Source organism: Acinetobacter sp. PK01, assembly GCF_022819285.1.
Lineage (GTDB): Bacteria > Pseudomonadota > Gammaproteobacteria > Pseudomonadales > Moraxellaceae > Acinetobacter > Acinetobacter tandoii.
The window spans coordinates 2,441,920-2,454,159 of sequence record NZ_CP094643.1 but is presented as its reverse complement, the minus strand read 5'-3'; the positions used below and the strand labels follow the sequence as shown (position 1 = coordinate 2,454,159).

The following is a 12,240-nucleotide window of genomic DNA, read 5'->3' as shown; positions in this document are numbered from 1 at the left end:
CTTGGGCAGGATTAAATTTTAAAGTACCTTTAGTCACATACAGATACGGTTGCGTCCATCAGCTTTGGCTTGATAGAGGTTTTCATCGGCCAGTTTCATTACCGCTTTAATATGTATGGAAGAGTCGGGCCAATGTGCAAGACCAATCGAAACAGTGATAGGACCAATGCCTTCAATTAAAGTTGATTCTAATTTGAGTCTTAGGCGTTCTGCTAATTTATAACCAATATTTAAATCAGTACTAGGTGTTAGAACAATAAATTCCTCGCCACCAAAACGACAGCACACATCATTATCACGGAAGTTGGCCTGAATCAGTTCAGCCACTTTTTGTAAAACCACATCACCCTTGTCATGCCCATAGGTATCATTGACTTGTTTGAAATGATCAATATCAATGGCAATCACACAAAACTGGGTTTTGGCATTAATCAATTCTTGGGTAAATACATCCATACCTCGACGGTTATAAAAGCCTGTCAGTGGGTCAGTGTTGACGTGGTAATTTAGCTCATTAATCCTCTTTTTAAAGTTTTGAGCACTTAGTAGTAAAGAGAGGCGGAATTTTAAAACTTCAAAATACCAAGGTTCAATGCTATTGATTCTTTGATCGATATCTGGAGTATTCAATACACTGGCCATTTTTGCCAGTTGTTCTAGTGGGTTGGAAATAAGATAAGCAATACGCCAGACGATAAAGAAAATAACCAGATAAAAGATCGACATACCGAATAAAGTTTTATAAACAATACTGGTGGCTTGTTCTAATAATACTGCTGTGGGCTGCTGAGAAATGATGATCCATTTGGTGGAAGGTACATAGGCAAAACCCGCGAGATTTTCTCGCCCTTGACTATTTATCAATTCAATTTTTCCATACTTGGTTGCTTGAATTTGAGCAAGCCCTGAGTTGTGCGTGACTGTTTCACCAATACGTTTAGCATCAGGATGAAAAATAATGCGATTGTATTGATCAAGCACATACATATAACTGTTTTGATAATTATATTTGATACTGAGTAACTCTCGGATTAAATTATTTTTCTTTAAATACAACGCTCCGCCAATAAAACCGAGATATTGGTGGTTTTGGTCAAAAATCGGTTGGGAGATAAAGACAATTAAATTATGTCGAATGGAATAGTAAGGATGTGTGATAACAGGAGCTTTTTTTTCTAATGACAGTTGAATGCCATAGGTTTTATTGACTTGCTGTTTATTAAATGCCAATTGTTCAGGGGCATAGCTGACAAAACGTCCTTCTTTATTAATCACCACGACACTATCAAAAAAATCTGATTGATAACGTAGACGATTGACTTCATTTTGTAGAGCGGCAGGGTCATCAAAAGAATGCCCCAAAATTTCTGCACTATATGCCAGTTGCTTAACTAGACTTTTAAATTGTAAATCCGTTCCTTGCGCAATTTTTGAAGCATAATCAAAATTAACAGATAATGAATTTTCAATCAGTTGTTGACGCTGAATGTAATAGCTGACTGCCAATGAAATCACGAATAGGCTAAATACACTAAACATCGCAAGAAAAAGAATTAACTTTCTCAAATCTAGATTGAGTTTTGAAAGTAGCCTTTGCAGAGAGGTCATCACAATATGGGTCAGGTGCTGTTGAAAATGTCGTATATGCTAAATGCTGTCGAGTGACGATATTGGATTGAAAGTCAGTCTGAATAAAACTTGTTTTACATAGGACAATGTATAGAGAAACGAGATAAAAATCTAGTTTTGATGAAATTTATCTATGCGTTTAATACGCGTATGACTGGTCAATTCAGAGATTAAGTATTATATTGTTTTTGTAAATATATTTTAATTTTTTGTATCATAATTAAAAAATCGGTTCTTAATTAAAGGTTTAGCCCAATCTGTACAATCTACCTTCGCAATGTTTGATTTTTCCGAGGCAATTATGAACATACAACTCTTAGAAATTGGCTCAGAAACCGAGCAGTTAAGTGCTTGTAGACTTTCATTGCTGTTGGGGATTACCTCATCACAGAATCAGATTGCGACTTATCTCAGATTGGCGAGGCAATTGTTGGCAGTAGATTATGCTGTTTTACAATTTAATAATGAGCCTTATGCGTGGGTGTCAATGCAGTCAGGTTTAAAAGCTTATACCAGCCCTTCATTGTTTCCAAATTTGGTTAGACATGCGTATATCGATGAGCGACATCCTGATTATTCAAAATTTTTAACAGTGATTTCGACTTTAGGCTTAGTATCACAACCCCGTTTAGTTATTTTGAATTTACAAAACAGCCAAGGTGATTCGGTTGGCCATGTGGCTTTGTTTGGCCCTCAAACTCAAGTATTTTCGCAAGATCAAATCCAGATGGTGCAAGAGTTATTCGCTAGTTTAATGAAGCACATTGAACTTAAAATCGATTATGCAGAACTAAAAGAAATGTATGAGCAGCAGTCTGCATTAAATTTTAGTAAAACCAAGTTTTTTCAAATTATTGCGCATGATTTACGTGCTCCATTTCATGGCTTGCTCGGATTTTCAGAAGTGTTAGCCCAAGAGCGTGGCAGTTTGGATGAAGATAGTATTCAGAATATTGCCGACTATTTACATGACACGACGCAATCTACGTATAGCTTATTGGAAAGTTTGCTTAATTGGGCGATGGCAGAAGGTGGTCGTTTTGTCTTCCATCCGATTAATTTCCAGTTAAAACAAGCTTCAAAAATTGTTTTTAATGTGTTGAACGGCTTAGCCATTAAAAAGAAGATTCAATTGATTGATGCTATACCCGAAGAAATTAAAGTTTTTGCTGATATTAATATGGTCACTTCGGTGATTCAGAATTTAGTTTCCAATGCGTTAAAGTTTACTCATATGGATGGTTCTGGTGTAGTCAAGATTTCTGCTGAAGTCACAAGCAAAGGGGTCGAGATTGCGATTCAAGACACAGGTTTGGGTATGACTTCGCAACAAATTGAACAGCTATTTCAACCACGGTTAACGGTCAGTTTTAAAGGCACTGATGGCGAAAAGGGCATGGGGCTTGGTTTAGTGCTGTGTAAACGTTTTGTAGAAATTAATCAGGGCGAAATCCAAGTCCAATCCAAAGAGGGGGAAGGTACTTTATTTAAAGTGACTTTGCCGCAAGCGGAATCTTATTTAGCCCTGAGTCAAAACCAAAAGAAACAAGAAATCTCGTCTTAATCACATATCTTTTCCAGATGATTCATATTGTTCTAAAAAAATTGTTCAAAATGACATGCATTCGGTAGTATCCCAGCATTTGATTGAGTACACTCGAAATGAAGTCGAATTCAGACTTATGCCCAATATCGGCTCAGCATATTTCGAAATATGCTGAGTATTCGGTCAGAACTTCACTGATTCAAAGTGTCCTTCATGCTTGAATCTGGGTGAAAACTGGAATGATTATCTGTAGATGAAAATTAAGATGTCATGAATTTCGATCGTCGAAAAATAAATTGAATGAAGCATGTGCTAAAGCAGGAGAAAAACGCTTGATGAACGCTGAACAATTGCAGAAAACGTTGTGTGCGAGCCAATATGCAGAACAGGTTTTGGCAATTCATAAGAGCTTATTAGAACAAGATTATGGCGTTGATCAGTTTCAGACTTCACTCACCACCTCGCAAATTTTTTTACACGTTCACCAAGAATTAGACAATGTAGAAGATGAAACCACATGGCTACGCTTAAGTCGAATTCTGCGGGCACGTTTGATGTTTCGCTGGATTTGGCAAGATGCGAACCAATTGACCGATGTTGTGACCTTAACACGCGAGCTATCCGATTTTGCGGATGCGATGGTTTGTGCAGCGAAAGATTTTGCACGTAAACCTCTGGTTGCCAAGCATGGCGAGCCAATAGGCTATAGCGGTAAAGTCCAAGACTTGATCGTGATTGCCATGGGAAAACATGGTGCACAAGAGTTAAACCTATCGAGTGACATCGATCTGATTTTTGCCTTCGATGAGCAAGGCGAAACCAATGGGCGTAAATGTATTGAGGTCCAGCAGTTTTGTATTCTTTGGGGGCAAAAGCTGATTTATTTACTGGATCACATGACTGCCGATGGTTTTGTATTCCGTGTGGATATGCGTCTGCGTCCATGGGGAGATGGATCTGCGCTCGCAATTAGCCATGTGGCTTTGGAAAAATATTTGAGCCAGCACGGACGCGAATGGGAGCGTTATGCTTGGATTAAAGCGCGTATTGTGACGGGTGGCAAGGAAGGTGATGAGTTGCTTGTCATGACGCGTCCATTTGTGTTTCGACGCTACGTTGATTACACCGCATTTGAAGCCATGCGCGAAATGAAAGCCATGATCGAACGAGAAGTGGCGCGTCGTAATATTGAAGATGACATTAAACTGGGTGCAGGCGGGATTCGTGAAGTCGAATTTATCGTACAGGTATTCCAATTAATTTATGGCGGTTCAAAACTCGAGTTGCAAGATCGTCAATGTCTGGTGAGTCTGCATCATTTGGGTGAAGTCGGATTACTTGATCCACAAGTTGTAGTTGAACTGGAAGATGCCTATTTATTTTTACGTCGAGTTGAACATGCTATTCAAGCGTTAAATGATCAACAAACACAATCTTTACCTCATGAGCCTGAGTTACGCCAACGTATGGTAGAGACTTTGGGTTATGCTGACTGGCAAGCATTTTTGGATGTACTCAATCAAAAGCGTGCCAAAGTCATTTATCAGTTTGAGCATTTGATTAAAGAAAAAGAACCTGACCCATTGGTCGAGAGTTTTGGTCAGTTAGAACAACGTTTACAAGCCGTATTGGATGACGATGCTAAAAATTTGGTGCATGAATTTTGGTATGGTAATGCTTTGAAAAAGTTGCCTGCAAAAGCGGTTCAGCGTTTGAAAATGTTCTGGCCACATTTGATTGAAGCGATTTTAGAGTCGGATAAACCACAAACTGCCTTATTGCGTTTAATGCCTTTGGTCGAATCGGTAATGCGCCGTACTGTGTATCTGGTGATGTTGATTGAGAGCAAGGGTGCGCTACAGCGTTTAGTCAAAATGGCGACTGTTAGTCCCTGGATTTGTGAAGAATTGACGCATTATCCCGTATTGCTAGATGAATTTTTATCGATGGATTTTGAATTGCCTCGCCGTCAGGATTTACAAGATTCATTACGTCAGCAATTGCTGCGTATTGAACTCGATGAAGTCGAAGACCTGATGCGGGTGTTACGTCTCTTTAAAAAATCTAATGTTTTGGCGGTAGCAGCCAGCGATGTTCTAGCTGAAAGTCCACTCATGAAAGTCTCTGATGCCTTAACCGATATTGCGGAAGTATCGGTGAATGCAACCTTGAACATGGCATATCAAATGGTTGCGAAAAGACATGGCTTTCCACTCGATATTGAGGGGCAGCGCTGTGCCATTGACCACATGGCTTTTGCCGTTGTGGGCTATGGTAAGGTGGGCGGCATTGAGTTGGGCTATGGTTCGGATTTAGATTTGGTGTTTATTCATTATATGGATGAACAAGCAGATACAGATGGCCCGAAATCCATTAGTGGCTTTGAATTTGCCATGCGGGTGGCCCAAAAGTTTATCTCATTGATGACGACACAAACCCTCGATGGTCGAGTCTATGAAATTGATACACGTTTACGCCCTTCGGGTGAGGCTGGTGTTTTGGTTACCAGTCTAAAAGCCTTTGAGCAGTATCAACTTAAAAATGCTTGGTTATGGGAGCATCAGGCATTGGTTCGTGCACGTTCGATTGCGGGCGAAGAAACGCTGCGGGAAAAGTTCGAGCAACTGCGTTGCCGAATCTTAACCTTGCCTAGAGAAGAGGCCAATGTGCGTGAAGAAGTACTCAAAATGCGTCAGAAAATGAAAGACCATTTAGGTTCTTCTAAAGAACAGCAAAAAGATGGAATTTTTCATTTAAAACAGGATGCAGGTGGTATCGTTGATATTGAATTTATGGCACAGTATGCTGTGTTAGCCTGGAGTGGGTCGAATCCCGATCTCGCCCACTACTCCGACAATGTACGAATCCTTGAAGACGCTGCAAAAGCAGGTTGCTTATCCAGTAACGATGCAACAGCATTGATTCAAGCTTATCTCAGTGAACGAGCCGAGAGCCACCGTTTAGCGCTTGCGAATCAATCCATGCAAGTCAATGCTGCGGATTGGCACAATACCCGCGTGATCGTTTGCAAGTTATGGCAAAGATTAATAGATCCAACTGCTACGGCTATGTTGGATAAAAATGACAGTATATAAAAATTTGGAGTGTGTGCCATGAATTTGGCTGATCGTGATGGTTTTATTTGGCAAGATGGACAATTGGTTGATTGGCGTGAAGCGAAAGTTCACGTTTTAACGCATACTTTGCACTACAGTATGGGAGTCTTTGAAGGTGTGCGTGCTTACGAGACACCAAAAGGTACAGCGATTTTCCGTTTACAAGACCACACTAAGCGTTTGCTTAATTCTGCAAAAATTTATCAAATGAAAGTTCCATTTGATCAAGCGACGCTAGAACAAGCTCAAATTGATGTGGTTCGTGAAAATAAATTAGCATCTTGCTATTTACGTCCGTTAATCTGGATTGGTTCTGAAAAACTTGGTATTGCAGCGACGAACAACACGATTCATGCAGCAGTTGCAGCATGGGGTTGGGGTGCATATTTGGGTGAAGAAGCTATGGCGAAAGGGATTCGCGTAAAAACTTCTTCTTTCACGCATCACCATCCAAACGTGACGATGTGTAAAGCAAAAGCTTCGGGTAACTATACTTTATCGATTCTTGCTCACCAAGAAGTTGCACATTCTGGTTACGATGAAGCAATGTTAATGGATCCTCAAGGTTATGTTTGCCAAGGTTCTGGCGAAAATGTATTCCTTGTGAAAGATGGCGTGTTACATACCCCAGATATCGCTGGTGGTGCGCTTGATGGTATTACTCGTCAAACCGTGATGACCATTGCCAAAGACTTGGGTTACCAAGTTGTAGAACGTCGTATTACTCGTGATGAATTCTATATTGCGGATGAAGCATTCTTCACAGGCACTGCTGCTGAAGTTACTCCAATTCGCGAATATGATGACCGTCAAATTGGTTGTGGTGCACGTGGTCCAATTACAACTGAAATTCAAAAAACCTACTTTGATGCAGTTCAAGGTCGTAACGACAAATATGCACATTGGTTGACTTACGTAAACTAAGTTGATCGGTTAAGATCAAAAGGCGAGACTTCGGTTTCGCCTTTTTTATTGAAATTTTATCATGGTTTAAGTTTATGCATATTGTCTATGTTAGTGATGGAAAGGCGGGACACCGTTCACAAGCACTCGGCTTGTTTAAAGCTATACAAAGACAATCTTCAGAAACGGTCAGCTTTGAAGAAATTTCGATCGATGACTTGGCCATATTCCCTTTGTTGGCAGGACTCTTTCGTAGATCTATTCCACAGCTCCAAACCACACCTGATTTTATTTTTGGTGTGGGCAGTCATACCCAATTACGTGTGTTTTTGCTTGGAAAAATTTATCCTCAAGCCAAAACTGTGATTTTAATGAAACCGAATTATCCATTCGCTTGGTTTAATTACAGTGTGATTCCAGAACATGATGGCATTCCAGCATCTGATCGGGTGATTGTGACCCAAGGGGCACTGAATCCGATTGTGAATGAACAGCGCCATCAATCAGGGCGGATTTTAATTGCATTGGGTGGTTCATCTAAACGTCATCAATGGAATGAGGATAAAGTCTTTGCATCGATAGAACACATTGTGAAGCAACATTCCGAGAATGAAATTATTATTACAACTTCGCGTCGAACGCCTGAGCAGTTTGTTGAACGCTTGAATACATATCCTTTTTTACCTCATGTGCACTTTTTCCCTGTAGAACAGACGCCACAAGGTTGGATTTTTGAAGAAATGCAACAGGCAGAAGCTGTCTGGGTCACGGAAGACAGTGTCTCGATGATTTATGAGGCACTGACAGCAGGTTGTAGAGTTGGCGTGATTGCCATAGATCGGATGAAGCAGGATCGTATTACAACATCGGTAGATGGATTATTAAGGAAAGGAATTATCTCGGAATCGCTCTTGTTAGCTCAGTTGCCTGAACCAAATGCTTTTAAAGAAGCAGAGCGTGTGGCAACATATCTTTTAGCTCAATAAGCAGAAGTTGCCTGTGATTTACTTATTTCTTGTTCTGTTCGTGATGGTGGTACTGTTTAGTTACAAGTTTGCGTGGTGGAAACCTGCAGTAGATTGGAAACGACCACGTGTGTTGATGTATCACATGGTACGAGAGCATATAGATGGGGCAAAATTTAATAAGCTAAGAGTTACACCTGAACAATTTGAGCAGCAAGTGGCATGGATGAGTGCACAAGGTTTTCATTTTGTTACGATGCAAGAATTACAACAGAATTGGGGGCAACACCCTGAAAAAACCGTAGCGATTACTTTTGATGATGGTTATTTGGATAACCTAGAAAATGCGTATCCGATTTTGGAGAACTATCAAGCCAAAGCCACCATTTATGTAGTGGTTGATCGTCATGATCGGGACTGGTCGACGTATAAAAAAGCACATCATAACAGTGGCGAATTGGCACGTGAGCTAAAGCTTAATGATGAACAAGTGAAGTTCTTGGCGAATAGTGGTTTGGTGGAAATTGGCTCGCATACCATGACCCATGCCAATTTAGATAAATTAAATGATGCTGAATGTCTAGCAGAATTAACCAAGTCTAAACAGCAGCTTGAACAATTAATTCAACAACCAGTGACCAGTTTTGCCTATCCTTTTGGGATTTATTCTGCACGTGATGTGGCGTTGGCCAAACAGGCTGGTTATCACAATGCGGTGACAACCGTTGAAGGAATTGATGGCGAGCAACCTGATTTTATGCAATTGCAACGTATTAAAATTAGTGGGAAAGATTCACTTTTTGCGGTGAAGCTAAGACTTAAATTAGGCAAGCGTGAGGGCTAAACATGAACATTACGCTTGTGATGGCCAGTGATGAAGAAGGTGGTTTAGAAAAGCATGTGTTAGAACTTGCTGAAGGGCTTGCAGAGTTTCACCAAGTTTCTTTAATTGCACATCAAAAATATCAAAGCCAATTGTCTAAGAAGGTCAATTTTGTTGTCTTTGATATGAGTGGTAGCCGCTATAATCCATGGACAAAATATCAACTAAAAAAAGTCATTCTGGCAACTCAGCCTGATATTTTACATGCGCATGCTTCTAAAACTGCGAAGCTGTTACAAGGTATGCTCAAACAGTTTAGTTTTCCAAGCGTGGTGACTGTTCACGGCAAAAAGAAAAGTAATCAGGCATATTTTGCATTTGATCACATGATTGCCGTGAGTCGTTCGGTTGCAGAGACTTTAAACCAACCGAATAAAACTACAGTTATTTATAACGGAACTAAAATTACTGTATCGCCAACACCTTTTCAGAAAAACCGAAAGTTTATTGCGATTGGGCGTTTGAATTCGGTGAAAGGTTTTGATCTGTTATTAGAGGCTTGGAAATATATTCCACATTCACTTTCAATTGTTGGAGAAGGTGAGGAACGGAGCAAGCTTGAACAACTGATTCAGCAGTATCAATTGTCTAATCGGGTTTCTTTGCTAGGCTATCGTTCAGACATTCATACGTTGATCAATGAACATGAAGCATTAATTGTTTCTTCATTGCGTGAGGGTGGTCCTTATACTTTGGCAGAAAGCCTATTATTGAATCGACCTGTATTGGGTACTGATGTTGGAATGATGGCAGAATTTGTTCCAGCGGAATTCTTATGTGAGGCAGGGAGCAGTAATGCTTTAAATACCTTGCTTCAGCATTATTTACAAGTCGAAGCCCCTTTTATGGATTTCGCATCAGCGTATGCAATGGCGCAAGAACAGCTTACTTTTCAGAAAATGATTGAACATACCTTACAAATTTATCAATCTTTGCTTGTGTCATAAATGGGATTTAATATGAGCCAACAGCCGATTATTCTTGCACTTACCGATGGCAAAGCAGGTCATGAAACCCAGACACAGGGAATTGTACAGCTTTTAAATCAACAGCAAACTTATCAAGTAGAATGGCTCAAACTTGAATTGCCTAGTAAATGGCAGTATCGAATATTGAAATTGTTGATGAAATTCAGCCCGAATACAGCATGGTTGACTGCATTTTTGTCCCGTGAGCAACTGGTCAACATCAAGCAGAAAAAAGTTGCTTATATTGTATCCGCTGGTGGAAATACACTTTTGGCCAATGCATTGCTTAAACTGGAACTATCTAAAACACAAGCTGTAAAAAATATTGTCGCTAGTTCTTTGCGTGGCATTAAGTCTCATTATTTTGATGTTGTGTTTACCATACAAGCTGAACAAGAAAATTTAGCACATTATTTATACTATCCGATTGCCCCAAATAAAATGTGTGCTTTGTCTTCGACTCAAATGCAGGCAAGAACAAAATTAGGTATTTCATCATCTGCTCAAGTCATAACAGTGTTGATTGGTGCTGATACCAAGACTGTTAGTATTGGTTCTGTAGAGGAATGGGGGGCTGTTCTTCAAAAAGTCCGTAGTGAATATCCTGAGGCATGTTTCTTGTTGACGACTTCCCGAAGAACATCAGTTGAGTTTGAACAAAGTTTGGCAGAGTTGTGTTATGCGCATGATATTTTGCAGGCCACTGATCAGATCACTTGGGTTGCACAAGGTCAACAATGTGATATTAAAGATTATATTTTGGCGGCAGATTGGGTTTTATCGAGTGCAGATTCAACTTCGATGATGGCTGAAGTTGTTATGTCAGGTCAGCCATTAATCGTGTTTTCTGATGCGACTAAAATGCATGATGCTGCGATTCAGCAACAATTACAATTTCTGGAACAGCAAAAATGGATCACTTGTTATGATCTATCGAATTCCTTTCAGTTTAAACAAGCGCTACAGTTCCTTGAACCTAAAAATCATTCCAAGGCGATGGCGAGTGAACTGGAAAAAAGATTGAACTAACTTTTGGGGAAACTGGTTTTCTTTTGTAATATGACTACGATATTGCTGCATATTTGCAAATGAATCAGTAAATTTAAGTTTAAATCAATGATAAAATTTCCCACTAAGAATGTGGAGTCAAAAAATTCATTATGAAATTCTTAGTTACTGGCGGTGCTGGTTTTATTGGGTCGGCAGTTGTTCGTCATATTATTCAAAATACTGAACATGAAGTATTAAATGTAGATAAATTAACTTATGCGGGAAATTTAGAATCTTTAATTTCTGTTGCTGATCATCCACGCTACCATTTTTCTCAAACTGATATTTGTGACCGAGCTGCATTAGACCAACTCTTTTCAGATTTTCAGCCTGATGTTGTAATGCATTTAGCAGCAGAATCGCATGTAGACCGTTCTATTTCTGGTCCTTTTGCTTTTATTGAAACCAATATTATTGGAACCTACCAGTTATTAGAGGCAAGTCGTTCTTATTGGGGTAGCCTAGCGGAAAAAGGTAAAGCGACATTTCGATTCCATCACATTTCGACAGATGAAGTTTATGGGGATTTGGAAGGTACGACAGACTTATTTACGGAAACAACGTCATACTCACCGAGTTCACCTTATTCTGCCAGTAAGGCAAGTTCTGACCATTTAGTGCGCGCATGGAATCGTACTTATGGACTGCCTGTAGTGGTGACGAATTGCTCGAATAATTATGGGCCATATCATTTCCCTGAAAAATTAATTCCATTAATGATTTTGAATGCACTACAAGGTAAAGCATTACCAGTTTATGGTAACGGTCAGCAAATTCGTGACTGGCTTTTTGTGGAAGACCATGCGCGTGCATTGTATGTTGTTGCGACGCAGGGAGTCGTCGGAGAGACTTATAATATTGGCGGACATAATGAAAAAGCCAACCTTGATGTTGTCCACGCCATTTGTCAATTGTTAGAAGAATTGGCACCGAATAAACCTGAAGGTATTCAGTCTTATCAGGACTTGATCACCTATGTAAAAGATCGCCCTGGTCATGATGTGCGTTATGCAATTGATGCTTCAAAAATAAAAGTTGAACTGGGCTGGGTGCCTGAAGAATCTTTTGAAACAGGCCTCAGAAAAACAGTTGAATGGTACTTAAGCAATACTGAATGGGTAAATCACGTGCAAAGTGGTGAATACCAATCATGGTTAAGCACACAGTATCAAGGCTAGTT

9 protein-coding genes are annotated in these 12,240 nt (G+C 39.9%); 8 read left to right on the top strand and 1 reads right to left on the bottom strand.

The genetic code is table 11. From position 1 onward, the window contains the following. Positions 1-33: 33 nt before the first annotated feature. On the bottom strand, positions 34-1,608 hold the full coding sequence (locus tag MP622_RS11550; RefSeq protein ID WP_243793524.1) for a sensor domain-containing diguanylate cyclase: 1,575 nt from the start codon (positions 1,606-1,608) through the stop codon (positions 34-36). Between the two features lie 322 nt (positions 1,609-1,930). On the opposite strand from MP622_RS11550, the gene MP622_RS11545 reads away from it, so the two are divergent. The 8 genes from MP622_RS11545 (at position 1,931) to rfbB (ending at position 12,238) form a co-directional block, all read left to right on the top strand. Beyond that, positions 1,931-3,193, top strand: a complete 1,263-nt coding sequence (locus MP622_RS11545) for a HAMP domain-containing sensor histidine kinase (RefSeq protein ID WP_243791058.1) — start codon at positions 1,931-1,933, stop codon at positions 3,191-3,193. 317 nt (positions 3,194-3,510) lie between these two features. Further along, positions 3,511-6,270 carry a bifunctional [glutamate--ammonia ligase]-adenylyl-L-tyrosine phosphorylase/[glutamate--ammonia-ligase] adenylyltransferase gene (gene glnE / locus MP622_RS11540; protein ID WP_243791057.1) on the top strand — a complete coding sequence of 920 codons (2,760 nt, stop codon included), beginning with the start codon at positions 3,511-3,513 and terminating at the stop codon, positions 6,268-6,270. An 18-nt stretch (positions 6,271-6,288) separates the two neighbouring features. Then, positions 6,289-7,215: a branched-chain amino acid transaminase gene (locus tag MP622_RS11535; RefSeq protein ID WP_016168208.1), complete on the top strand. Its 927-nt coding sequence runs from the start codon at positions 6,289-6,291 to the stop codon at positions 7,213-7,215. Positions 7,216-7,289: 74 nt separating this feature from the next. Further along, positions 7,290-8,180: an ELM1/GtrOC1 family putative glycosyltransferase gene (locus MP622_RS11530; protein ID WP_243791055.1), complete on the top strand. Its 891-nt coding sequence runs from the start codon at positions 7,290-7,292 to the stop codon at positions 8,178-8,180. 13 nt (positions 8,181-8,193) lie between these two features. Beyond that, positions 8,194-9,003 carry a polysaccharide deacetylase family protein gene (locus MP622_RS11525; RefSeq protein WP_026440907.1) on the top strand — a complete coding sequence of 270 codons (810 nt, stop codon included), beginning with the start codon at positions 8,194-8,196 and terminating at the stop codon, positions 9,001-9,003. 2 nt (positions 9,004-9,005) lie between these two features. Next, the gene (locus MP622_RS11520) at positions 9,006-9,989 is read left to right on the top strand and encodes a glycosyltransferase (RefSeq protein WP_016168205.1); all 984 of its coding nucleotides are present in this window, start codon (positions 9,006-9,008) and stop codon (positions 9,987-9,989) included. Positions 9,990-10,001: 12 nt separating this feature from the next. After that, on the top strand, positions 10,002-11,039 hold the full coding sequence (locus MP622_RS11515) for an ELM1/GtrOC1 family putative glycosyltransferase (RefSeq protein WP_243791053.1): 1,038 nt from the start codon (positions 10,002-10,004) through the stop codon (positions 11,037-11,039). Positions 11,040-11,170: 131 nt separating this feature from the next. Then, positions 11,171-12,238, top strand: coding sequence for a dTDP-glucose 4,6-dehydratase (gene rfbB, locus MP622_RS11510; RefSeq protein ID WP_151504505.1), 1,068 nt, complete (start codon positions 11,171-11,173; stop codon positions 12,236-12,238). Positions 12,239-12,240 lie beyond the last annotated feature (2 nt).

Excerpts from the sequence above, each read along its gene's own strand:
- MP622_RS11550 (WP_243793524.1), bottom strand. The coding sequence starts at position 1,608 with ATGACCTCTCTGCAAAGGCTACTTTCAAAACTCAATCTAGATTTGAGA.
- MP622_RS11545 (WP_243791058.1), top strand. The coding sequence starts at position 1,931 with ATGAACATACAACTCTTAGAAATTGGCTCAGAAACCGAGCAGTTAAGT.
- glnE (WP_243791057.1), top strand. The coding sequence starts at position 3,511 with ATGAACGCTGAACAATTGCAGAAAACGTTGTGTGCGAGCCAATATGCA.
- MP622_RS11535 (WP_016168208.1), top strand. The coding sequence starts at position 6,289 with ATGAATTTGGCTGATCGTGATGGTTTTATTTGGCAAGATGGACAATTG.
- MP622_RS11530 (WP_243791055.1), top strand. The coding sequence starts at position 7,290 with ATGCATATTGTCTATGTTAGTGATGGAAAGGCGGGACACCGTTCACAA.
- MP622_RS11520 (WP_016168205.1), top strand. The coding sequence starts at position 9,006 with ATGAACATTACGCTTGTGATGGCCAGTGATGAAGAAGGTGGTTTAGAA.
- MP622_RS11515 (WP_243791053.1), top strand. The coding sequence starts at position 10,002 with ATGAGCCAACAGCCGATTATTCTTGCACTTACCGATGGCAAAGCAGGT.
- rfbB (WP_151504505.1), top strand. The coding sequence starts at position 11,171 with ATGAAATTCTTAGTTACTGGCGGTGCTGGTTTTATTGGGTCGGCAGTT.